Below are 22590 nucleotides of genomic sequence, written 5' to 3' on the forward strand. Positions count from 1 at the left end.
CCTACAGAGCGACCCGCCTGCGTGCCGTCCAGAAGCCACATCTAGAGCAGTCCAGAGCGCCGCAACGGCCTCCGGTTTGGTACAGAGGGAGGCCCCAGATGCACAAGCAGCCGCGCACCCGTTCCGAGCTGGCCGAGGCGCTCTTTCGCCTGCGCCGCAGCTTCTACTCACTGGCAGGCTTCAGTGGCGTGATAAACGTCATGATGTTGACGCCAGCTGTCTATATGCTCCAGGTCTACGACCGCGCCCTGGTCAGCCGTAACGTCACCACATTGACGATGCTCACCGTGCTGGTGGTCGGGCTGTTCCTGCTGATGTCCGCCTTGGAAATGATCCGAACCCGCGTGTTGATCCGGGTCGGCAACTGCCTGGACATGGACCTCAACCGGCGCATCTTCAGCGCCGCCTTCGAGCGCAACCTGAACCGCGCTGGTGGCAACCCGGCCCAGGCCCTGCAAGACCTGGCACAGGTCCGCCAGTTCTTGACCGGCAATGGCCTGTTCGCCTTCTTCGATGCACCGTGGACGCCCATCTACCTGCTGGTGTGCTACCTGATCCACCCGCTGCTGGGGCTGGTCACGATGATCGGCTCGATGATCCTCGCCGGCCTGGCGTACCTCACCGAGAAGGCCACCCACAAGCCGTTGGCCGAGGCCAACCACGCGGCGCTGTCGTCTGCCAACTACGCCAACAACAACCTGCGCAATGCCGAAGTCATCGAGGCCATGGGCATGCTGCCGTCGATCAGCAAGCGTTGGTACCAGAGCCATCTGCGCATCCTGCAGATGCAGACGCTGGCGTCCGACCGTGCGGCCTTGATCAGCAGCACCGGGCGCTTCGTGCGCATCACCCTGCAATCGCTGATCCTCGGCACCGGTGCGCTGCTGGCGATCGAAGGCAAGATCACCCCGGGCATGATGATCGCCTGCTCGATCCTCACCGGTCGCGCACTGGGGCCGGTGGAACAAGTCATCGCCTCGTGGAAGCAACTGCTTGGCTGCCGGTCAGCCTGGGGGCGGCTGACCGAACTGCTGCAGGACTACCCGCGCCGCCCACCGAGCATGTCGCTGCAACGGCCCCTGGGCATGCTCGCCGTGGAGAACGTGTTTGCTGGCGCCCCCGGCACCAACACCACCATTCTGCGCGGGGTGAGCTTCAGCCTGGCGCCGGGCGAAAGCCTCGGCATCATCGGCCCCTCCGCCTCGGGCAAGTCCACCCTCGCCCGCCTGCTGGTTGGCGTCTGGCCGACCCAGGCCGGCAAGGTGCGCCTGGACGGCGCCGACATCTTCACCTGGAACAAAGGCGAACTGGGCCCGTGGCTCGGCTACCTGCCGCAGGACGTCGAACTGTTCGAAGGGACCATCGCCGACAACATCGCGCGGTTTGCCGAGGTGGACAGCGATGCGGTCATCCGCGCAGCCAAGAGCACCGGCGTGCACGAGATGATCCTGCGCTTCCCGCAGGGCTACGACACCCGCCTGGGCACCGATGGCAGCCCGCTTTCCGGTGGCCAGAAACAGCGAATTGCCCTGGCCCGTGCGCTGTATGGCGAACCTAACCTGGTGGTGCTGGATGAGCCCAACGCCAACCTCGACGATGTCGGGGAAAAGGCCCTGGTCGATGCCCTGGGCGAACTCAAAGGCCGTGGCGCCACGGTGGTGCTGGTTTCTCACCGGCCCAACGTGCTGTGCGCCGTCGACAAGGTGCTGATGCTGCGTGACGGCGGCGTGCAGATGCTGGGCACGCGCGACGAAGTCTTTGCCGCCCTGCGCAAGGCAAGCGTGATACCGGCGGCCGCAGCAGCGCCGCTGGCTTCGGTAAAAGTACGGGAGTAACCGATCATGCACATGAGCCAACCGACCGAGCTGATCCCTGCCGAGACCAAGAGCCTGATCGACCTGGATGCCGGCAAGCCGGTGCGCTGGGGCCTGTGGCTGGTGCTGGCGGGCTTCGGCGGCTTTTTGCTGTGGGCCTGGCTGGCGCCGCTGGATGCCGGCGTGGTGGCCACCGGCACGGTCAAGGTCACCAGCAATCGCAAGGCCGTGCAGCACTTGAGCGGCGGCACCGTGGAGGCGATCCTGGTGCGCGAAGGCGACGTGGTGAAAAAGGACCAGGAACTGGTTCGTCTCGATGCCCTGCGGGCCGTGGCCGAACAGGGCGCAGTCAGCGCCCAGTACATTGTCAGCAAGACCGTGGAAAACCGCCTCGAAGCCGAGCGCGACAACCGCGACACGGTAACCTTCGACCCCGCGCTGCTCAAGCGCTTCGGCGCAGACCCACGCCTGCTGGCGGCAATGGACTTGCAGCAGCGCTTGCTGGACACCCGCCGCGCCGGCCTGGCGGGCGAACTCAGCATCCTCGAAGAAAACCTGGCGGCATCGGCCGTGCAGCTCAAAGGCCTGCAGCAGGTGTACGGCGCCCGCGCCTCGCAGATCAACTTCCTCGGCCAGGAGCTGCAAGGGACCCGCGTGCTGGCCGCCGAAGGTTATGTGCCGCGCAACCGCCTGCTGGAACTGGAGCGCAGCAACGCCGACCTCTCCGCCGGCCAGGCCGAGAACCTCAACAACATCGCCCGGGTACGCAGCCAGGCCACCGAGATCAAGCTGCGCATGCTTCAGCGCCAGCACGATTACTTGAAAGAGGTCGAGTCGCAACTGACCGACACCGCCAAGGAAAACACCACCCTGGCCGACCGCTTGCGTGCATTGGACTACGAAGTGACCCACACGGTGATCCGCTCACCCATCGATGGCATGGTCCAGGCGCTGGGCATCGCCACGGTCGGCGGGGTTATCCAGCCTGGCGCCAAGCTGATGGAAATCGTCCCGCTCGACGAGCCGCTGCAGGTCGACGCGATGATCCCGGTGCAGGCCATCGACAAAATGGTCCCAGGGCTTGCCGTGGACATCGCCTTCCCGGCCTTCAACCACGCCCAGACCCCAAACATCCCCGGCCGGGTCAAAACCATCTCTGCCGACCGCCTGCTTGATGAAGAAAGCAAGCAGCCGTTCTACCTGGCGCAGGTTGACGTCTCACCCGCCGGCATGAGCCTGCTGGGCAGCAACCACATACGCCCCGGCATGCCGGCCACCGTCACCATCAAGACCGGCGAGCGCAACCTGCTCAGCTACCTGCTCAAACCCATGCTCGAACGCGTCGACAGCGCTTTCAAGGAGCAATGAGATGAACCGCCACTGCCTGATGTTGTGCCTGTTGGGGTTGTCCGTGCCAGCCAGTGCCATGGACCTGAAGCAAGCCTGGGACCTGCTGCAGTACCAAGGGCCCATCTACCATGCCGCCGAGCATGAGAAACAAGCCGGCCTGGAAAACCGGGCCATCGGCCAAGCCGGCCTGCTGCCGCAGATCAATGCCACGGCCTATTACAACAAGGTCAATGGCTCGCAGCGCCAGAGCGGCCAGGACAACGACCTGGACTACGACTCCAAAGGCGCCAGCGTGCGCCTGCGCCAACCGCTGTTCAACAAGCAGAAGATGGCCGAATACCGCCAGGGCCAGCAGCGTGCCGACTACAGCGTCGCGGTGTTCGATGCCAAGAGCCAGGATGCCGCCGTGCGCCTGGCAGACAGTTATTTCGATGTGCTGTTGGCCAGCGAAACCATCACCCTGGCCAGGGCCAAGCTGAACGCTTTCGAGGAGCAGCTTGCGTCAGCGAAACGGCGCATGGAGCTGGGCGCCGGCACGGTGACCGACATCGACGAGTCGGTCGCTCGCCGCGACCTGGCAGAAGCCGACCTGATCGAGGCGCAGGACAACCTGGTCAACGCCCGCCGCAAGCTCGAGGAGTACATCGGTGAAACCCCGGCATCGCTGACCACCTTGCAGCCAGGCTTCACCACCCCGCCGCTGCTGCCGGGCAACCTGCAGGACTGGCTGGTCAAAGCACAAACCGACAGCCCGCTGATTCACGCCCGCCGGCACAGCTACGAACTGGCAGAAGAAGAGGTGAACCGGGCCAAGGCCGGGCACTGGCCGACCCTGGACTTCGTTGCGGGTTACACCGCGGGCAGCAGCCAATCGATTTCAGAGCTGAACCAGCGCAACCAGTACAGGTCGATCGGCCTGGAACTGAACATCCCGCTGTACAGCGGCGGCAGCACCAGCGCGCTGACCCGCCAGGCCAGCGCCAACAGTTCGAAAGCGCTGGACGAGCTCGACGCCACCCGCCAGGAAGTCATCTCCGGCACTACCCGTGAGTACCGAGGTGTACAGAGTGGCGCCATGCGTATCCATGCGCTGGAAAAGGCCGTCGCGTCCAACGAACGCTCGCTGACCTCGACACGCAAGGGCTTCAAGGAGGGCGGTACCAGTACCAACTCGGATGTGCTTAATGCCGAGGAATTGCTGTTCGACGCACGGCATGACCTGTTCGAGGCCAAGTTGAACTACCTGATGTCGCGCCTGCGCCTGGCGTCATCGGTGGGCAGCCTGGGGGATGACGATATCGAGCTGGTCAACAATTACCTTGGGCCGGAGTTGATGGTGAGTAACTGACCTGCTCTCGCTTTGTTTAAGCTTGAGATTGTTGGGGCGCTTTGCGCACCAAGTTCCTAAAGCCTACTTACAATCAACAAGCCTGCAAGACCGTTACCACCAGCCCCAGCAAGCACAGCAGCCCCACCGCAAAGCTGACTGTCCTCCAGGGCTGTAACCCCCTCAAGTAGCACACCGTATGCGCCACCCTGGCAACGGTGAACACCACACTCAGCCAAACAATGACGACCGCAGCAGCATTCAGCGCAATAGCCAAGCCGGCCAAGGCAAAAAACGCCGGAATATTCTCCAGATCATTCGCCCAAGCCCTGCCCGCCCGGCTGACCTGCGGCAGTTCTTCAACATTGGCCAAGCGCCCAAAGAACGCTGCGTCTTCACCATTGGTGAAGGCCCTGTAACGAAGGCGGTAGTAGCCTTGATAGCAAGAGATCGCCAGCATCTTCAGGAACAGCGCGACCACACAGACCGCATAGACCGACAGGGCGCCGTGCATCACGCCCCCTCCTGAGCAGGATGTGCCGAGCGCCTGCCAAAGCCTTCAAACACGATGTACAGAAGCGGCCCCACCGACACAAACACAGCCGTGAGCAGCAAAAAAGGGGCAACCCGTACCCACGATCGCCCTTTCGAACGGGCATCCGAGATCATCCAGGCGCACGCAAGCCCAGCCATCACGTACAAGTCGATTACAACCTGCGCAGTGTCAGGCCGGGCCATCAGTTCAAGGCCAAATGCGAGCAATGATTGCTCTGCAATGAACATCGTCCAGCCGGTGTATAGCGAAAACGACATCAGGGTAGCCAGCGCGATCCACGTGCTTTTCATCTGCAACGCTCCTTAACCAATACCGCGCCAAGGTAGTGCTATGGTTGCAGCCTGCTCAATGACCTCACAGGTCATCGACGCCCCGCTCACGACCCGTCAGAGTTGCCCCATGAGTAACCACCCTTTCCACCCGACCGCCTCAGCCGGTAACCCGGCAGGCAACCACTTGCGCCGGCACCGTCAACAGGCAGGTTTGAGTCAGCTTGAGCTGGCGCTACGCGCCAACGTATCCCAGCGTCACCTGAGCTGCGTGGAGACCGGTCGCGCCAAACCAAGCCCAGGCACGTTGCATGCCCTGCTTTCTGCGTTGGACTTACCATTGGAGGAGTGCAACGAGGTTTTCCTCGCGGCAGGTTATGCGCCCCGCTACACCGCGTCGCCGCTGAATGCGCCCGCCATGGCAATGGTGCACGAGGCGATTGCGCATATTTTGCAGGCCAACAACCCCGCTCCAGCGATCGTCCTGGATAGCATGTGGTACATCTCCGCCGCCAACACCAGCGCCGGGCTGCTGTTGCAGATGGCGGGGGTACAGCCCCGTGATGATGCGCCGCTCAACCTGCTGGAAACGCTGCTGTGCCCCGAGGGCCTGGGCGACCAGTTGATCAATGCCGATGAAATCCGCGCCACCGCGTGGCATAGGGCCTCGCGGGAAGCGGCGGGCAACCCTCAGTTGGCGCAGCTACTGCAAGACCTGCCCTGCCCCGCCGCGCTGGCGATTGCCCCATCGCCTTCGCCGGTCGTGTTGACGCGCCTGCGCTCGGCCCACGGTGAGCTGAAGTTCCTTTCCACCTTCACCACCTTTGGCATGCCGCTGGACGTGACCGTGGCCTCGCTGCGCATAGAACACCTGATACCTGCAGACACGCATACCTGGCACACCATGACCCTGGCGTATGAACAAGTGACCGCAAAACCCTGAGTGCGCCCAGGCCGAACCGGCCTCAGAAATCGACCGTCGCCGACAGCTGCAGGGCGCGTGGGTAGCCAGGCGATATCGCGCCATACGAAGCGACCCCCGACCAGTACTCACGGTCGAAGACGTTCTGCACCGTGGCCCGGAAGGTGGTAGGACGGCCTTCGATGTGGGTGGTGTAGCGCGCGCCCACATCGAAACGTGTCCAAGCATCGAGCTCCTGGGTGTTGGCCTGGTTGATGTACTGGCTGCCGGTGTAGATCGCGCCACCGGTCAAGGTGACACCTTCGACCCAAGGCGTGTCCCACTCGGCCCAGAGGTTGGCCTGCACATCGGGCACGCCCACAGGCTCATTGCCCTTGTTGGCCGCCGTGGCCGAATCGGTCAGTTCGCCGTCCAGCAGGGTTACGCCGCCCAGCAAGCGGGTACCGGGCGCGACTTCACCGAACAAGCTCAACTCGATGCCACGGTTGCGCTGCTGCGCCTGCACCGAAAACAGGTTGCCAGCGCCCAGTTCACCACTGGGTTTTTCGATCTGGAACAGCGCCAAGGTGGTCATGAAGGTGTCCCGTTCGAACTTCACCCCCAGTTCGTGCTGCTTGGTTTCATAGGGGGCAAAGGCTTCACCGGCATTGCCCGCCGTGGCCGGTGCCACATCGCCTTTGCTCAGGCCTTCGACGTAGTTGTAGTACAGCGAGACGTTCTCCCAGGGTTTCACCACCACCCCGACAACGGGCGTTGTCGCACTGTCTTTGTAGCGGGTAGTCATCGCGCCTGCGGTGCTGTAGTTACGCGACTCGATCGCTTGCCTGCGCACGCCCAGGGTCAGTTGCACGCGGTCATCGAGCACCGCCAAGGTGTCGGTCATCGCTACGCCGGACAACTCGGCTTCAGACACCCGATTCACGTTTGGCGCACTGATGTACTGCTTGGGCACCGCTACGGGGTGATAGATGTTCGAGATTATTTCCGTGCCATTGTTGATGCCCCGCGACAGCTCATCCTGGTAACGGGTCGCCATGAGCGTGACGGTATGGTTGATCGGCCCGGTTTCGAACAGCCCGCGTACGCCCACGTCGGCGGTGGAGCGGTCGACATTGAACTTGTAGTAGCCCGGAGTATTGCTGGTGTCGCCCGCGTCATTGAGGATTTTCGGCACCTGGTCGGACATCCGCGCGACATCCGCCCTGCCGCCACCCGCATGGGCAAACACAGTTAACGAATCGCTCAGGTCGTATTCCCCACCCAGCAGCGCGGATTGCTCGCGGGTGTCCGACCAGCCCCAGTCCTGTGGCAGGTTGGTGCGGCCATTGGCGGCCGAAGGCACGTCGACACCCGGCGCCACGGTGAAGGGCCGCGACGCGGCATCCCAGCGCTCCCGCTGGCTGATGAAGTCCAGGTTCAGGCGCAGGCGCTCACCTTGGTAATCCAGGGCGATGGCACCGATATCCAAGGCCCGTTGCTGGTCATCAATGGCCGTGTCGCCCTGGGCGAGGCTGCCGTTGAAACGCACGCCCCATTGCCGCTGATCACCAAAGCGGCGGCTGATGTCGAGGTGGCCACCGGTTTGTGTGTCGGAGCTGTAGCTGGCAGTGAAACGGGTCAGGTCCTCGGCCAGGGCGCGTTTGGGGACGATGTTGATCACGCCGCCGACCCCGCTGTTAGGCGAAATCCCGTACATCAGCGCGCCTGGCCCTTTGAGCACTTCGACGCGCTCGGCATATTCGGTAAACACGCGGTAGTTGGGCGCCACGCCATACACGCCGTCGAAAGCCAGCTCCCCTAGGTTGCCCTCACCGACAGGGAAGCCACGAATGAAAAACGAATCGACGATGCCGCCGGTTTGCCCCGTGGAGCGCACCGAAGGGTCACGCTCCAGGGCATCGGCGACGGTGACCGTCTGCAGGTCCGCCAGGGTTTTGGCGGTATAGCTGGTGACGTTGAAGGGCGTGTCCATCACATCCTTGTTGCCCAGCATGCCCAACCGCCCGCCACGGGCAACTTGCCCGCCGGCATAGGCCTCTGGCAGGGTTTCGTGGCGCATGCTGTTGGCGTCGATGGTGGTCGCGGCCAGGGTCAGGCCGTCGCCACTTGCCACTTGCCTGATCAGCTTGAAGCTGCCGTCGCCCAGCTCGACCAGTTCGAGCCCACTGTCGGCGAGCAGTTGCGCCATGCCATCACGCGGGGAGTAGCGACCGTTGAGGCCTGGGCTGTACAGGCCTTCCGTCAATGCAGGCTCGAACGACAGGGCCACACCCGAGGCCAGCGCGAAGCTGGCCATGACCCGGCCGAGCGGCCCTGGGGCGATGTCGTACGGCCTGGTAGCCGTCGCCTCCAGTGGTTGTGCGAGCGCCGCCCATGAATGGCTGGCACCTGCTACCAGCACACAGCTGAACAGGGCGCGACGGATTGCAATGGCGAGCTGGGGACGACTTGCAACAGGCATGACAGGAGGGTCCTTCTGACCAGGAATGGAGGTGTTCACTCCTACTGCCAGCCGAGGCGGAAAAAAGTATCACCTGGGCACGACTTTTTTTGCAGTGCGGTCAGCGCGGCGCAAGCATCGTCCAGTAGCCCCCCATGTGCGCCTCCACCCGCAGGGCATAAGTCGACTCCAGCATGCTCAACGTTCGACGCGGGTCGCTGATGGGAAATGCCCCCGATACGCGAAGGTCGGCAATGCCTGGATCACAACGTATGAACCCCCGTTGGTAACGCGCCAGCTCGGCAACGAAAGCGTCCAGCCTCATCTTGTCCGCCAGCAGCATGCCCTGGGTCCAGGCCGTGACAGCCTCGTCTACCGGCCTTGGTGCAGCGATCGTTCTGGCGTCGAAGTCAGCGCGTTGGCCGGCTTGCACGACGCGGCGGGCAAGGTGATCGGCATTGCCAGGTTCGATGCGAATCGCACCTTCGATGACCGCCAGGTAGGTGCGCCCGCCGCCCTCCCGCACGGTGAACCGGGTGCCCAAGGCTTGCATGCGCCCCTCCCGCGTCCCTACCCACAGCGGGCGAGCAGGGACCACGATGTCGGGGGCCGTCTGCACCAGGATTTCGCCACGGAGCAAACGAATGAACCGCTCGCCGGCATTGAAACGTACATCGATCGCGGAGTCGGTATTGAGCACAACCTGCGTGCCATCGGCCAGGGTAAGGTCAAGGCGTTCGCCAATGCCGGAGCGGTAATCAGCTGCCCAACCTTGTTGCTCGGTCAGCCGCCAACCTGCCCAGCTGGCCGGGGCCAGGGCCAGCAGCAGGGCCAGCCGGCTGACCAGTGCACGACGGCCAGGGTCGGCCGGGCGGTCCAGTGCAGGCATCGACAGTGCCGGTGGCAGGCCACCCAACTTGCCCATCAACCGCTCCGCGCGCTGCCAAGCGCTTGCTCGGGCCGGGCTGCTGTTGCGCCAGGCCAGCCAGTCGGCCTGCTGCGCATCGGTCACGTCGCCTGCGCTCATGCACATCAACCACTCGGCGGCTTCTTCGAGCGCTTCGGCGTCTACCGGCTCGGCGCGCTGTGCATCGGCCATCTAGTCGACCAGCCTCAAGCACTGAACGAATGCCTGCTTCATGTAGCGTTTGACGGTAATCAGCGATACACCGAGCTGCTCGGCAATCGCCTCGTACTTCATGCCAGCCAACTGCGACAGCAGAAACGCGCGCCGGACCAATGGCGGCAAGGTATCGAGCATGGCATCGATCTCGTGCAGGGTTTCCAGGATCAGCAAGCGCGTCTCTGGCGAAGGCACTTCAGGGGCAGGCAGGTGCTCAAGTGCCGCCAAGTACGCACGCTCCAGCGATTTACGTTTGCACCAGTTGGCGAGAATGCCGCCAGCGACGCAACTCAGATAAGCGCGGGGCTCATCGAATACGACGGCTTTGGAGGCGAGGATACGGGTGAACGTGTCCTGAACCAGGTCGGCCGCATCCACCGCGTTGCCCAGGCGCCTGCGCAATTTCGCGTGTAACCAGCCCTGGTGGCCGGTGTAAAGCGCCTCGACATTGCGTATGTGATTGTCAGGGCTGGGCAGCACGTCGCTCATGGGCGGTCTTGTCTACGCAAGTGAGAACTATTTTCAATGGTAAGTTAGCGCTGGCGCGCAAAGCAAGTTCAATATGGGCCAGCATTCAGCCGCAAAGGCGCGCGCTCGCGGCCTATGCTTCAACTCACCCAAGGCGGCGGAGCCCCCCCATGCACAACCCCGAAGACAACCTGCTGCACAGCTGGCAGCACAACGCCCAGGCCTGGATCGACGCGGTGCGCAGTGGCGCCATCGAGAGCCGTCGGCAGGTGACAGACCAGGCTATCCTGCTGGCCATTCTCAGCCAGCAACCCGAGCGCGTGCTCGACCTTGGGTGTGGTGAAGGCTGGTTGCTGCGGGCGCTGGCTGATCGCGGCATCGAGGCGGTCGGCGTAGATGGCGACAACACCCTGGTGGAGGCGGCCCGTGCGGCAGGCTCCACCGAGGTACACCTTGCCAGTTACGCACAGCTGGCCGAGGGCGACGTCAGCGTTGGCCGTGACTACGATTTGGTTTGTGCCAATTTTGCGTTGTTGCAGCAGGACGTCATCCCCTTGTTGGCGGCGATGAATGGGCTGCTGGCTCCGGGTGGTGCAGTGGTGATCCAGACGTTGCACCCCTGGAGTGTGGCTGCGGGCGATTATCAGGATGGCTGGCGGGAAGAGTCGTTCGCAGGGTTTGCCGGGGACTGGCGGCCGATGCCTTGGTACTTCCGCACTTTGGCCAGTTGGCTGAATGCATTGGACATGGCTGGGCTGCGCTTGGTCAGCCTGCAGGAGCCGCAGCATCCGCAAAGTGCGGTGCCGCAGGCGTTGTTGATGGTGGCCGAAGGGCGGTGAACCCTGTGTGGCATTGCCAGTGAGTTGCCGACCCTTATGGGAGCGGGCTTGCCCCGCGAACACCGGCAAAGCCGGTGCCATGCCCCGCGTAGCCCCATTCGCGGGACAAGCCCGCTCCCACAGGGTTGTGACAATCACAGAACGCGACTGCCTCTTGAAGGCGCTTAAAGCACCGGCTTGCGCGCTGCCCCGCTACGGGCCTTGGCCATGGCTGCCAGGCGCACGGCGACGTTCGCTGCGCCATACCCGGCATAGCCGCCCTTGCGCTGGATGATCTCGAAGAAGAAGCGCTCCTCGAACGGCTCGGTGTACACGTGGAACAGTTCGCCGCCTTGGGCATCGCGGTCATACAGCACGTTGTAATACGCCAGTTCACTGAGGAATTCGTCGTCGAAGTCGAAGCGCGCCGCCAGGTCGTCGTAATAGTTGAGCGGGATTTCCAGCAGCGGCACGCCAGCCAACTTGGCACGCGCCACTTCACGGAAGATGTCATCACAATCGAAGGCGATGTGATGCACACCCGAGCCGCGGTAACTGGACAATGCGTGGGCAATGGCGGTGTTGCGGTTCTCGGAAATGTTCAACGGCAGGCGCAAGGTGCCGCACTGGCTGCGCAGCGCACGGCTCTTGACCAGGCCGTACGGGTCGGGCAGCACCACTTCGTCGTCGGCGGCGAAGTCGAACAGGCTCTTGTAGAACAGCACCCAGCTGTCCAGCGACTCGGCCGGCAGCGCCAGGGCCATGTGGTCGATACGGCGCAGGCCACCGCTGGCAGTGGCGGTTTTGTCCAGGCTGAAGTCGGTGTCATACAGGGTCTGGCCAGCAGTGCCCTGTTCTACCAGGTACAACAGGCTGCCGTCGGGCGCGCGCACGGCGGGTACTTCGCACTCGTTGGGGCCGACCAGGCCACGGAACGGCTGGCCACGGAAGGCCGTGGCGCGCTTCAAGGCAGCTTGTTGGTCCTTGACGCGCAACGCCGTGGCGCACAACGACGGGCCATGCGCCTCGAAGAAGTTGTGGCCAAACGAATAGGGTTCGGCATTGAGGACAATGTTGATGTCGCCCTGACGCAACAGTTGCACGTCCTTGCTGCGGTGCTTGCCGGCGTCGGCGAAGCCCAGGCGTTTCAGCCAGTTGCTCAAGCGCGCACCCACCGCCTCGTCGACGGCGAATTCGAGGAACTCCACGCCATCATAGGCACTCGCCGCCGGCGGGTTGAACAGCACGCCCGGTTCCACCGCCACGGCCTCCTGCTCCAGGCGCAGGCGGGTCTGCTCTTCGAGGTACAGCAGCGAGCGCAAGCCGTCGGCGGCATTCTGCCGAGGTGGCGCGGCGCGGAAGCCGTCGTTGAAGATTTCCAGGGACAGCGGGCCGCGGTAGCCGGTGGCGAGGATCGGCGCGAGGAAGCCGGCCAGGTCCATTTCGCCCTGCCCCGGGAAGCAACGGAAATGCCGGCTCCACTCCAGCACGTCCATGGCCAGGATCGGTGCGTCGGCCATCTGCACGAAGAAAATCTTGTCGCCCGGGATGTCACGGATCGCGCTCGGGTCGCCCTTGAGCGACAAGGTATGGAAACTGTCGAGAATCACCCCAAGCGACGGATGGTCGGCCTGGCGCACCAGGTTCCAGACCTGCTGGTAGGTATTGACGTGACGGCCCCAGGCCAACGCTTCATAGCCGATGCGCAGGCCACGCTTGCCGGCATGCTCGGCCAGCAGGCGCAGGTCGTCCACCAGCAGTTGCTCGTCGCCCAGGGCATCGGCCTGGACGTTGCTGCACACCAGCACCAGGTCGGTGCCCAGCTCTTGCATCAGGTCGAACTTGCGCTCGGCGCGGTCGACGTTGCGCTGCAGCCGGTCGCGGCGGCAGCCTTCAAAGTCGCGGAACGGCTGGAACAGGGTGATGGCGATACCCAGGTCCGCGCACATCTGGCGAACCTGACGCGGGCTACCGGCATAATAGAGCAAGTCGTTTTCGAAAATTTCGACGCCGTCGAAACCGGCGGCGGCGATGGCTTCGAGCTTTTCCGGCAGAGTGCCGCTCAAGGACACGGTGGCAATCGAACGCTGCATGGCGGGAGTTCCTTGTTGTTAGGGGACGACGGCGCAGGAAAACCACGGTAACGGTGCCTGGCATGATGGATTATTCGCAGGTAAAGTCGCCTCATCAATCTCTTTGTACGGAATGGTTAGTTTTGTGTTCGATTACCGAACAAAACCGGATTTCGCGAATTGCTAGACCGCCACCCCGTGGTCAACATGAAACCAGACGCAGGCACACCGACCGCCGCCTTCTTGCCAGACGGTCGTTCGGCAGAACCTGCGCTAACAAGCCCAACGCCACAACATAATAAGTTCAATAAAACCGGGTACCGACCTATGAACACTGCTCTCGCCTTGCGATCCGCACCTGTCTCCTGGCTGCCTGTCACGGCCTTGGCGCGGAATACGCCCGCACTTCACGTTTGACCCCACTCCCGAGATAACCCCACGCTCGCCTTGCGCCGTGCGGGAACCAACAAGAACAACGGAGACACCGATGGCTCACTCCAGCTCTCAAGCCAAGAAAGCGACCGCCAGTGGATGGATAGGCTCGGCACTCGAGTACTACGACTTTTTCATCTATGCCCAGGCTGCGGCCCTGATTTTCCCGCAAATCTTCTTCCCTAACACCGACCCGAAAATGGCGATCATCGCCTCGCTGGCCACTTACGGTGTCGGCTACCTGGCCCGCCCGGTCGGCGCCATCGTGCTCGGCCACTGGGGTGATACCCGCGGACGCAAGAACGTACTGCTGCTGTGCATGTTCCTGATGGGTGTGTCGACCATGGCTGTCGGCCTGCTGCCGACGTACCACGACATCGGCATCCTCGCCCCCGCCTTGCTGGTGCTGCTGCGCCTGGTCCAAGGCTTCGCGGTAGCCGGCGAGATCTCCGGCGCCAGTTCGATGATCATGGAACACGCGCCGTTCGGCCGACGAGGCTACTACGCGAGCTTCACCCTGCAGGGCGTACAAGCCGGCCAGGTATTGGCGGCGGCGGTGTTCCTGCCACTGGCCTACTTCATGCCGAGTGAAGCCTTCAACGACTGGGGCTGGAGGATTCCGTTCCTGATGAGCGCCGTGGTGCTGATCGCCGGTTTCATCATCCGTAAAGAAGTGCACGAAACGCCTGCCTTCGTGAAAGAAGAGAAGCAGGACAAAGTCGCCAAATCGCCGGTCAGCGAGGCCTTCCGCCACAGCTGGAAACACATGGTGCTGGTGATGTTCATGGCCCTGATGAACGTGATCCCGGTTGTCGCGACCATTTTCGGCGCGGCCTACGCGGTGCAGCCGGCCTATGGCATCGGCTTCGACAAGAGCGTGTACCTGTGGATTCCGGTGGTCGGCAACATCGTCGCGGTGTTGGTGATTCCATTCGTCGGCAACCTTTCCGACAAGATCGGCCGTCGCCCGACCATGATCGCCGGGTGCCTGGGTTCGGGCCTGCTGGCCTTCGTCTACCTGTATGCGATCAGCATCCAGAACGTACCGCTGGCCTTCGCCGCCTCGATCGTGATGTGGGGCATGGTCTACCAGGGCTACAACGCGGTGTTCCCAAGCTTCTACCCTGAGCTGTTCCAGACCCGCTACCGTGTTTCGGCCATGGCCATTGCGCAGAACATCGGCACCATGCTGACGGCCATGCTGCCGGCGCTGTTCGCCCTGGTGGCGCCACCGGGCTCGGACAACATTCCACTGGTCGTGGGTGGCATGGCGTTCTTCATCACCTGCATCTGCGCCCTGGCGGCGTACATCGCACCGGAAACCCATCGCCTGTCGATGGAAGACCTCGGCAACCCGCAAGCCAAGCCGATGGAAAAGGCCGCGTACGAAGCCAGCCGTAAAGGCAGCTTGCAGACGGCAAGCCACTGATCGATCGCAGGGGGCTGCTGCGCAGCCCTTTCGCCGGCAAGCCGGCTCCTACAGGTGTGCGCAAATCCCTGTAGGAGCCGGCTTGCCGGCGAATGGGCCGCAAAGCGGCCCCAGCGTTTTCAGCCCTTGATCACTTCCTGCAGCCGCTGCCACAGTTGTTCAACATGCTCCCGCTCGGTCGGCAATGCGCCAATCGACACCCGCACCATCCACCGCCCATCAAGGGTCGCCGGCGTTACATACGCCTCCCCAGAACCATTGAGCCGCTCGGCCCAAGCCTTGGTATGCACATCCAGCGCCTCCCCTTCCAGCCCCGCCGGCCGATGCTGGATGCACAGCGTCTGCAACTGCACGGGTGCCAATAGCGTCCAACCCGGCGTCGCCTCGACCTGCCCAGCAAGCCACTGAGCGTTATCCAAATCACGGCGCAAGCGCGCCTGCAGCGCTTCGACGCCTTCACTGCGCAACATGAACCACAGTTTCAAAGCACGGAACCGCCGGCCCAGCGGAATACCCCAATCACGCAGGTTCTTGACCTCACCATCCACCGCCGACTGCAGGTAGCTGGGGTTGGTGCTCATCACCCGGATCAGGTGCTGCGGGTCGCGCACGTAGTAGATCGAACAATCAAAGGCCACACCCAGCCATTTGTGCGCGTTGACCACCACCGAGTCGGCCAGCTCGATGCCGTCCCACATCCAGCGGCACTCGGGCAGAATCATCGCCGACCCCGCCATGGCCGAGTCAACGTGCAGCCACAGGCCATGGGTCTGGGTGATTTCACCAATCGGGCGCAGTGGGTCGAGTGCCGTGGTGGCGGTGGTGCCGGTGGTCGCGACTACCGCACAGGGCTGATTACCTGCCGCCAGGTCCTGCTCGATGGCTGCCCGCAACGCTTCTGGCTGCAGGGCGAACTGCGCGTCGGTGGGGATCAGGCGAATGTTGTCACGGCCAAAACCGGCCAGCAGTGCGGCCTTGTCCACCGAGCTGTGGGCGTGGGCGCTGACGTAGACGATCAGCGGCTTGGCCTGGGCCTGCAGGCCACCGCGGACCAACGCGTAATTGCTGGCCCGCTCGCGGGCGCAGATCAGCGCCACCAGGGTGCTGGTCGAGGCGGTGTCCTGGATCACCCCGCTCCATTGCCCTGAAAGGCCGAGCAACTGGCGCAGCCAGTCGAGGGTGGTTTCTTCCAGCTCGCTCAAGGCTGGGCTGGACTGCCAGGACAGGCCAAGCACACCCAGGCCGGTACTGAGAAAGTCGCCCAGCACCGATGACAAGGTGCCGTTGGACGGGAAGTAACCGTAGAAATCCGGGTGCTGCCAGTGCGACAGGCCCGGCATGACCAGGTTGTTGACGTCGTCGAGAATCGCTTCGAAGGGTTCGCCTTGCTGCGGGGCGCACTCAGGCAGGGCCGCTTTCAGGTAGCCCGGTTCGACTTGGGCCATGACTGGGCGTTCGCCCACAGTTTGGCGGTAGTCGGCGATCAGGTCGATCAATTGGTGGCCGTACTGGCGGAATTGTTCTGGGGTCACGGGCGGTCTCCATTGGGCAGTTTGCTGCCTGGGCCGGCCTCTTCGCGGGCAAGCCCGCTCCCACAGGTGAATCACAGCTTGAGCACTGTGCGGATTCTGTGGGAGCGGGCTTGCCCGCGAAGAGGCCGGCACTGGCACTACAGGCCCATCAGTCTAGGTGCCACCCGCCCTGCAAAGAACCCCGCTTCGTGCATACCTCCTATGGCGTTGGCGCATGCCCCCCTTGCACGCCGAACTGGGACTGGCGCCACAGCTCGAACACCCGGTTGCGCAACCAGCGGTGCTCGGCCGAGGCCTGCAGGCGCTGGTGCCAGACCACCCAGTAACGCTGGCTGTGATCGATGAAGCCCAACGGTCGCCATGCCAGGTCATGCAAACGGCACAGTTGCCGGGCGATGTGCTCCGGGACCGTGGCCACCGCCTGGCTGTTGCCGATCACCTGCACGGTGGCCGAAAAAAACGGCACTTCCAGGCTGACCCGCCGCTGCAGGCCCTGGGCGCGCAGGTGGCGGTCGATGAAGCTGTCTTTGTCGCCACCCCCGGAAATGCGCACATGCTTGTGCGCCAGATAGGCTGCCTGGCTGAGCGTGTCATGGGCGGTCAACGGGTGGTCGCGGCGCATCAGGCACACCGCGCGGTCCTCGCCGAGCAGACGACCATGCAGGTTGGGCGGCGACTCGTCGAACAAGGTGGTGGCCAGGTCGATCTCGCCACTGGCCAGCAACGCGTACTGGCCAGCCTGCCAGGTGCGGTACTCGAGGGAGACGCCGGGCGCTTCGTGCTCCAGCGCCGCCACCAGCAGCGGCAGCATATGCTCGGCGACGTAGTCCGAGGCCGCCAGGCAGAAACGGCGCTCGCAGCGAGCGGGGTCGAACACAGCCGGTTGGCGCAGGGCGTGCAGCTCTTCTAGGACCTGGCGCAGTGGCTCAACCAGGGCTTCGGCATGCTCGCTGAGCACGTAACCACGGCCTTGGCGCACCAGCAGCGGGTCGTCGAATGCTTCGCGCAGGTGGGCCAGTTGACGGCTCAGGGCAGATTGGCTGACACCCAGGCGCTCGGCGGCGTGGCTGAGGTTCTTGAGCTGCAGGAGGCAGTCGAGGGTGCGTAGATGGGCGAGGCTCAGGGAGGCGAAAGTTGGGTTCATGCAGGCTCCCCTTTATCAAATTCACCGGCCCATTCGCGGGACAAGCCCGCTCCCACAGAGCTCCGCCGTGTTTGAGGTTAGCGGAGGCCTGTGGGAGCGGGCTTGCCCCGCGAATGGGCCGCAAAGCGGCCCCGGCTTTTAGTCGGTCAGGCCGACATAGACGTTCTGCACGTCATCGTTCTCATCGATCGCCTCGAGGAACGCCTCGACCTCGGCCAATGCCTCAGCGCTCAAGCTGGCAGCACTTACCGGGTTCTTCGGGGTGTAGCCGATCTTTGCCGAGGTCACGGTAAAACCATGCTCCGGCAGGGCCTTTTGCACCGCGTCCAGGTCGGTGGTGTCGGTGATGAACAGGGTCGAACCCTCTTCTTCCCCTTCCTCGAAGTCCTGGGCACCGGCTTCGATGGCGGCCATTTCCGGGTCGGCACCTTCGCTCGGGGTGGCTTCGATCAGGCCGACGTGGTTGAAGTCCCAGGCCACCGAACCGCTCGCACCCAGCTGGCCCTTGCGGAACAGCACGCGGATCTGCGCGACGGTACGGTTGATGTTGTCCGTCAGGCACTCGACGATCAGCGGCACCTGGTGCGGCGCAAAACCTTCGTAGCTGACCGCGTGGTACTGCACGGCATCACCGTCCAGGCCGGCACCCTTGCGGATTGCCCGGTCCAGGGTCTCGCGGGTCATCGAGGCCTTTTTGGCCTGCACGATCGCCAGGCGCAGGCGCGGGTTCATGTCGGGATCGGCGCCCGATTTGGCAGCGATCTGGATCTCTTTGGACAGCTTGCCCATGATCTTGCCTTTGGCATTGGCCGCTGTTTCTCTATGTTTGGCTTTCCACTGTGCGCCCATGTCGACTCTCTTGTTTCAACGGCCAGTTCAGGAAGCGACCGGCCAAAAGTGGGTGCAGTTTATACGCCCTCGGGCATGTGATCGACAAGAAATCTCATGCTTTGTCGGCCTTCCCCGCCGCCGCCGCAAAACGTGCCAGGCGTACATCGAGGTGCCGTGGCCGCAGCCCGCGGTCCTCGGCGCGCTCCTTGCGGCGAATGGCATTGCGCACCATCAGCGACCCCAGGTAGCGAATCGGCTCTGGCGGAAACAGCCCCAGCGGCCCGTTGACCAATGGCGAGCGGGTCCAGGGGTTGTCCAGGCCCAGCGCCAGCGACGACAGGATTTGCCCACCCATGTGGCACGGCCCGACGCCGCTGCCGGAATAGCCAAAGCCATAGAACACATTGCCCTGCCCGTCTAACCGGCCGAAGAACGGCAAGCCCGTGACGGAGCGGTCCGACGGCCCATTCCAGCTGGCCGCCAAGGGCACGCCCGCCAACGCCGGGAAAAACTCGCCCAGGCTTTCACGCAGCAGCGGCCGGTAGGGTGAGGGCTGGTCGAATACCGGCAGCATGCGCCCGCCATAGGCGAAGGTATTGCCGCCCTTGCCGAGCATCAGTCGGCCATCGGAGGTGTTGTGGTAGTAATGCACGAAAATGCGCGAATCGAGCACGCTGACGCCGCTGTCCAGGCCGATTTCGTGCAACAGCTCAGGGCACGGCTCGGTGATCACCATGTCGCTGGACACAATCGCTACACTGCGCTCGAACTGCGGGAACGCCCGCGCCATCCAGGCATTGAGGCCCAACACTACACGGTCCGCGTGCACCGTGCCGTGGGCCGTGCGCACCTGTACCGGCGCACCGTGTGCCAGGCTCGTCATGGCCGTGCCTTCGTGAATGCGCACACCACGCTGCAACGCCACCCGCCGCAGGCCGCGCACCAACTGCCCGGGCTGCACGGTGGCGGCGGCAGGCGAAAACCAGCCTTCCAGGTGCCGCGCCGACCCCGCCAGGCGTTGCACCTGGTCCAGCGGCAGCCGCTGGAACGAATTCACCCCCCGCTGCTCCAGCGCGGCGATCACCGCATCGGTGGCACCGACCTGGGCCGAGTTGGTGGCGGTGTACAGCGTGCCGTCCAGGCGGTAGTCACAGTCGATGCCATTGGCCGCGCAAAACGCGCCGATGGCACCGATGCTGCGTTCCGACTCGCGCACCAGGCGCACCGCTTCAGCCGCCCCAAACAGGCGCTCGAGGGTGAAGTACTTGGCCGACCACGACAGCGCACAACCGCCATTGCGACCACTGGCGCCAGCGCCGCAGATGTCGGCCTCGATCAGCACGACATCCAGCGCCGGCACCGCCTCCTTGAGCATCAACGCAGTCCACAGGCCGGTGTAGCCGCCGCCGACAATGCACACATCGCAACGGCTGTCGCCTTGCAGCGGCGGGCACGCCGCTTCCTGCGCCGAATCCAGGGCCTGTTGCAGCCAGAAGGGTCTCATTCGCTCGCTTTCCTTTAGGTACGCAGTGGCTTGATTGCCATGCTGGTGTTCGGTGCCACGTCGTTGCGCTGCACCGCGGTGGCCGGGCGGCTGTTCCAGTGCGGCAGCAGCACCAGCGCCGAGAACAGTGCGCAACCGGCGAACACGATGAACACCGTGACGCCGTCGAAATAACCCGGCAGCAGCCCGCCAAGCACGGCGCCCACCGAGCCGCAGCCGTTGACGAAGCCTGCTGCGGTGGCACCTGCCTTGGCGGTGCCGAAGTCGATGGCCGCCGCGCCGCTGATCATCGAGTCAGGGCCATACAAGGTCAGGCCCATGACGAACAGCAGGCCCACCACCAGCATCACGCTGCCGGTGTGCATGGCCGCCATGAACGCGGCTAGCGTCACCGTCAACAACACCAGGCTGATCACGCACGCCGGCATGCGCCGCGCGCCGAACAGTTTGTCGGAGGCCAGGCCGATCATGATCGGCCCCAGCAGCCCGGCCAGTTCGAAGGCCGTGGGGATGATCGCCGCGCCGACCTTGCCCACCGACGGCATTTGCTCGAAGACGATCACTGGCCCCCACAGCAGAATGGCGTAGCGCGCCGGCTTGAGCAGGAAGTAGGCCAGGCCCAGGGTCAACACCGTGCGGTTACGCAGGATCTCGCGCAACGGCGCCCAGACACTGCACAGGTTCGCGCCCGGTGCCATGCTCTGCGGCTCGGGCTCTACGGCGGGCAAGCCGACGTCTTCTGGCTTGTTGCGCTGCAGGAAGAAAAACAGCACAGCCACCAGGGCGACCACCACGGCACTGGAGAAAAACGCGGCGTGCCAGGTGCCGACCAGGGTGTAAGCCCACCAGCCGGCAAACGGCGAGGCCACCAGGCCGCCAAAGGCATAGCACGAGCTCCACAACCCCAGTACCCGCCCGCGCTGCGCGGCTGGGAAGAAACTGCCGATGTTCTTGCACAAACCGGCCCAGCCTGTGGACTGCGCCAGGCCTTGGATCAACATGCAGGTGGCGAAGATTGGGAAGGTGGCGTAGCTGCCCATCACCACCGCCGCCGCCGCCGAGATCAGCAAGCCGCCAAGCACCACCACACGTGGGCCGAAGCGGTCGGCAAGCATGCCCCAGGTGAACTGGCCCACGGCATAGGCGGCCAGGTAGATCGCGTCAAGGTTGGCCATGGCGGCCTTGTCGAGCATGAAGCCTGGGTCTTCGGCGATGCCCAGCTTGGCGACCGAGAATGCCTTGCGGGTGAAGTAGAAGGCGGCGTAGGCCAGCCAGGTGATTGCGAAAATCTGCATACGCCAGCGTTTGAACGTGGCTAGGGAATGGTTCATGTGAGTCTGACCTCTTGCTCAAGTGTGCCGGCAGAATGTGAAGAAACGCCTGTCTTGTTCTTGTGTTACGCACAGCGATGGCGGGGCCCGTCATCGGGTCAGATGGCGCTGTATCAGCGCCATGGCCCCGACCGGCGCTTGTGGCTGCGACGGGGCTGGGAGGTATGGAAACAGCTGATGACTGATAAATAAAATCGATTTATCGTATTTCACTCATAAGCCCAGCTTGTTACTGGAGTCGTCATGTCGGTGTCCCACGCTCAACTCAAGGCCTTTCACGCGGTGGCGGTGCACGGCAGCTTCACCCGTGCCGCGCAAAAACTGATTCTGACCCAGCCGGCTGTCTCCGACCAGGTGCGCAAATTGGAAGAGCGCTTCGGCGTGCTGCTGTTCCACCGCAACAAGCGTTCGGTGCAACTGACCGACCTGGGCGAGCGCCTGCTGGGCATCAGCCAACGCCTGTTCGCCTGCGAAGCCGAAGCCCACGAGCTGCTGCAGGACTCACGCGCCCTGCACACCGGCAGCCTGGTGTTGGCGGTTGACGCGCCGGTGCACGTGCTGCCGCAGATTGCGCGGTTCTGCCAGCGCTACCCGGGCATCCAGGTGAAGGTCGAAACCGGCAACACTGATGAATCGTTGGCCCGGCTGTTCAGCTACCAGGCGGACCTGGCACTGCTGGGACGGGACGTCGACGATGAGCGCCTGCACTGCCTGCCGCTGCGCCGCGACCCGATGGTTGCCTTCGTCAGCCACCATCACCCTTGGGCCAGCCGGGGCTCGATCAGCCTGGCGGACCTGGATGATACCCCGCTGGTGCTGAGGGAGCCTGGGTCGGTGACGCGGCAGACGCTGGAAGAAGAAATGCAGCGCGCCGGGCTGCGGATTCGGCCGGCGATCCAGGTGGAAGGCCGGGAGGCGGCGCGCGAAGCGGTGGTGGTGGGGATTGGCGTGGGGGTTGTGTCGGCGGCGGAGTTTGGCGCGGATGCGCGGGTGTGTGCGTTGCCGATTGTCGACTGTCAGCGGCATTTGACCGAGACGCTGGTGTGCCTCAGCGAGCAGCGTACGCGGCGGGTGGTGGCGACGTTCTTGCAAATGGTTGAGGAAGGGCTGTAAAGCTGCATCCCCAATGTTTGCTTGGTAAGAGCAGCCTTGTGCTGCGAAGAGGCCGGTGCAGGCAGCATTGATGTATGGTGCCTGTACCGGCCTCTTCGCAGCACAAGGCTGCTCC

Annotated in this window: 18 protein-coding genes; 7 read left to right on the top strand and 11 right to left on the bottom strand. The window is 63.8% G+C overall.

Annotated elements, in window-relative coordinates:
• Positions 1-98 precede the first annotated feature (98 nt).
• The 3 genes from AB7M33_RS26965 to AB7M33_RS26975 are packed head-to-tail and all read left to right on the top strand — an operon-like array spanning position 99 to position 4512.
• On the top strand, positions 99-1835 hold the full coding sequence (locus AB7M33_RS26965; RefSeq protein ID WP_085273306.1) for a type I secretion system permease/ATPase: 1737 nt from the start codon (positions 99-101) through the stop codon (positions 1833-1835).
• Positions 1836-1841: 6 nt separating this feature from the next.
• Positions 1842-3182, top strand: coding sequence for an HlyD family type I secretion periplasmic adaptor subunit (locus AB7M33_RS26970; protein ID WP_454244093.1), 1341 nt, complete (start codon positions 1842-1844; stop codon positions 3180-3182).
• 1 nt (position 3183) lies between these two features.
• Positions 3184-4512 (top strand): TolC family outer membrane protein, encoded by a 1329-nt coding sequence (locus AB7M33_RS26975; protein WP_454244094.1) that lies wholly within the window; start codon positions 3184-3186, stop codon positions 4510-4512.
• Positions 4513-4585: 73 nt separating this feature from the next.
• Here AB7M33_RS26975 and AB7M33_RS26980 read toward each other — a convergent pair whose 3' ends face one another.
• Complete coding sequence (locus AB7M33_RS26980; RefSeq protein ID WP_454244095.1) at positions 4586-5005, bottom strand: MAPEG family protein; 420 nt, start codon at positions 5003-5005, stop codon at positions 4586-4588.
• The gene (locus AB7M33_RS26985) at positions 5005-5337 is read right to left on the bottom strand and encodes a DUF2834 domain-containing protein (RefSeq protein WP_454244096.1); all 333 of its coding nucleotides are present in this window, start codon (positions 5335-5337) and stop codon (positions 5005-5007) included. Before AB7M33_RS26985 ends, AB7M33_RS26980 begins: the two co-directional genes overlap by 1 nt.
• A 109-nt stretch (positions 5338-5446) precedes the next feature.
• Here AB7M33_RS26985 and AB7M33_RS26990 point away from each other — a divergent pair, with 109 nt between their 5' ends.
• The gene (locus AB7M33_RS26990; RefSeq protein ID WP_454244097.1) at positions 5447-6259 is read left to right on the top strand and encodes a helix-turn-helix domain-containing protein; all 813 of its coding nucleotides are present in this window, start codon (positions 5447-5449) and stop codon (positions 6257-6259) included.
• A 22-nt stretch (positions 6260-6281) separates the two neighbouring features.
• Here the strand turns inward: AB7M33_RS26990 and AB7M33_RS26995 are convergent, their stop codons facing one another.
• The 3 genes from AB7M33_RS26995 to AB7M33_RS27005 form a co-directional block, all read right to left on the bottom strand.
• Positions 6282-8699 carry a TonB-dependent siderophore receptor gene (locus AB7M33_RS26995; RefSeq protein WP_454244098.1) on the bottom strand — a complete coding sequence of 806 codons (2418 nt, stop codon included), beginning with the start codon at positions 8697-8699 and terminating at the stop codon, positions 6282-6284.
• A 100-nt stretch (positions 8700-8799) separates the two neighbouring features.
• Entirely contained in the window at positions 8800-9777 is a 978-nt protein-coding gene (locus AB7M33_RS27000) for a FecR domain-containing protein (RefSeq protein ID WP_454244099.1), read from the bottom strand.
• Positions 9778-10290, bottom strand: coding sequence for a sigma-70 family RNA polymerase sigma factor (locus AB7M33_RS27005; RefSeq protein WP_265967422.1), 513 nt, complete (start codon positions 10288-10290; stop codon positions 9778-9780).
• Between the two features lie 149 nt (positions 10291-10439).
• Here AB7M33_RS27005 and AB7M33_RS27010 point away from each other — a divergent pair, with 149 nt between their 5' ends.
• A complete protein-coding gene (locus AB7M33_RS27010; RefSeq protein ID WP_454244100.1) occupies positions 10440-11108 on the top strand; it encodes a class I SAM-dependent methyltransferase in 669 nt (222 codons plus the stop codon).
• Between the two features lie 164 nt (positions 11109-11272).
• On the opposite strand, the gene quiC is transcribed toward AB7M33_RS27010, so the two are convergent.
• A complete protein-coding gene (gene quiC, locus AB7M33_RS27015; protein WP_027593781.1) occupies positions 11273-13180 on the bottom strand; it encodes a 3-dehydroshikimate dehydratase QuiC in 1908 nt (635 codons plus the stop codon).
• Positions 13181-13646: 466 nt separating this feature from the next.
• On the opposite strand from quiC, the gene AB7M33_RS27020 reads away from it, so the two are divergent.
• Complete coding sequence (locus tag AB7M33_RS27020) at positions 13647-15020, top strand: MFS transporter (protein ID WP_027593782.1); 1374 nt, start codon at positions 13647-13649, stop codon at positions 15018-15020.
• Between the two features lie 119 nt (positions 15021-15139).
• Here AB7M33_RS27020 and AB7M33_RS27025 read toward each other — a convergent pair whose 3' ends face one another.
• The 5 genes from AB7M33_RS27025 to AB7M33_RS27045 all read right to left on the bottom strand — a co-directional run bounded on the left by AB7M33_RS27025 (position 15140) and on the right by AB7M33_RS27045 (position 21362).
• A complete protein-coding gene (locus tag AB7M33_RS27025; RefSeq protein ID WP_454244101.1) occupies positions 15140-16552 on the bottom strand; it encodes a DOPA decarboxylase in 1413 nt (470 codons plus the stop codon).
• Between the two features lie 199 nt (positions 16553-16751).
• A complete protein-coding gene (locus AB7M33_RS27030) occupies positions 16752-17696 on the bottom strand; it encodes a LysR family transcriptional regulator (protein WP_099453582.1) in 945 nt (314 codons plus the stop codon).
• Positions 17697-17834: 138 nt separating this feature from the next.
• Entirely contained in the window at positions 17835-18545 is a 711-nt protein-coding gene (locus AB7M33_RS27035; RefSeq protein WP_085273298.1) for a YebC/PmpR family DNA-binding transcriptional regulator, read from the bottom strand.
• A 94-nt stretch (positions 18546-18639) separates the two neighbouring features.
• Positions 18640-20031: an FAD-dependent oxidoreductase gene (locus AB7M33_RS27040; protein WP_454244102.1), complete on the bottom strand. Its 1392-nt coding sequence runs from the start codon at positions 20029-20031 to the stop codon at positions 18640-18642.
• Positions 20032-20045: 14 nt separating this feature from the next.
• A complete protein-coding gene (locus AB7M33_RS27045) occupies positions 20046-21362 on the bottom strand; it encodes an MFS transporter (protein ID WP_099453580.1) in 1317 nt (438 codons plus the stop codon).
• Positions 21363-21605: 243 nt separating this feature from the next.
• On the opposite strand from AB7M33_RS27045, the gene AB7M33_RS27050 reads away from it, so the two are divergent.
• Entirely contained in the window at positions 21606-22475 is an 870-nt protein-coding gene (locus AB7M33_RS27050) for a LysR substrate-binding domain-containing protein (protein WP_454244103.1), read from the top strand.
• The last annotated feature ends 115 nt before the right edge of the window (positions 22476-22590 follow it).

This window comes from Pseudomonas sp. Y3 TE3536 (assembly GCF_053629175.1).

Coding starts and splice junctions, on each gene's coding strand:
- AB7M33_RS26965 (WP_085273306.1), top strand. CDS start 99: ATGCACAAGCAGCCGCGCACCCGTTCCGAGCTGGCCGAGGCGCTCTTT.
- AB7M33_RS27010 (WP_454244100.1), top strand. CDS start 10,440: ATGCACAACCCCGAAGACAACCTGCTGCACAGCTGGCAGCACAACGCC.
- AB7M33_RS27020 (WP_027593782.1), top strand. CDS start 13,647: ATGGCTCACTCCAGCTCTCAAGCCAAGAAAGCGACCGCCAGTGGATGG.
- AB7M33_RS27045 (WP_099453580.1), bottom strand. CDS start 21,362: ATGAACCATTCCCTAGCCACGTTCAAACGCTGGCGTATGCAGATTTTC.
- AB7M33_RS27040 (WP_454244102.1), bottom strand. CDS start 20,031: ATGAGACCCTTCTGGCTGCAACAGGCCCTGGATTCGGCGCAGGAAGCG.
- AB7M33_RS27050 (WP_454244103.1), top strand. CDS start 21,606: ATGTCGGTGTCCCACGCTCAACTCAAGGCCTTTCACGCGGTGGCGGTG.
- AB7M33_RS26970 (WP_454244093.1), top strand. CDS start 1,842: ATGCACATGAGCCAACCGACCGAGCTGATCCCTGCCGAGACCAAGAGC.
- AB7M33_RS27030 (WP_099453582.1), bottom strand. CDS start 17,696: ATGAACCCAACTTTCGCCTCCCTGAGCCTCGCCCATCTACGCACCCTC.
- AB7M33_RS27005 (WP_265967422.1), bottom strand. CDS start 10,290: ATGAGCGACGTGCTGCCCAGCCCTGACAATCACATACGCAATGTCGAG.
- AB7M33_RS26990 (WP_454244097.1), top strand. CDS start 5,447: ATGAGTAACCACCCTTTCCACCCGACCGCCTCAGCCGGTAACCCGGCA.
- quiC (WP_027593781.1), bottom strand. CDS start 13,180: ATGCAGCGTTCGATTGCCACCGTGTCCTTGAGCGGCACTCTGCCGGAA.
- AB7M33_RS26975 (WP_454244094.1), top strand. CDS start 3,184: ATGAACCGCCACTGCCTGATGTTGTGCCTGTTGGGGTTGTCCGTGCCA.
- AB7M33_RS26980 (WP_454244095.1), bottom strand. CDS start 5,005: ATGCACGGCGCCCTGTCGGTCTATGCGGTCTGTGTGGTCGCGCTGTTC.
- AB7M33_RS26995 (WP_454244098.1), bottom strand. CDS start 8,699: ATGCCTGTTGCAAGTCGTCCCCAGCTCGCCATTGCAATCCGTCGCGCC.
- AB7M33_RS26985 (WP_454244096.1), bottom strand. CDS start 5,337: ATGAAAAGCACGTGGATCGCGCTGGCTACCCTGATGTCGTTTTCGCTA.
- AB7M33_RS27000 (WP_454244099.1), bottom strand. CDS start 9,777: ATGGCCGATGCACAGCGCGCCGAGCCGGTAGACGCCGAAGCGCTCGAA.
- AB7M33_RS27035 (WP_085273298.1), bottom strand. CDS start 18,545: ATGGGCGCACAGTGGAAAGCCAAACATAGAGAAACAGCGGCCAATGCC.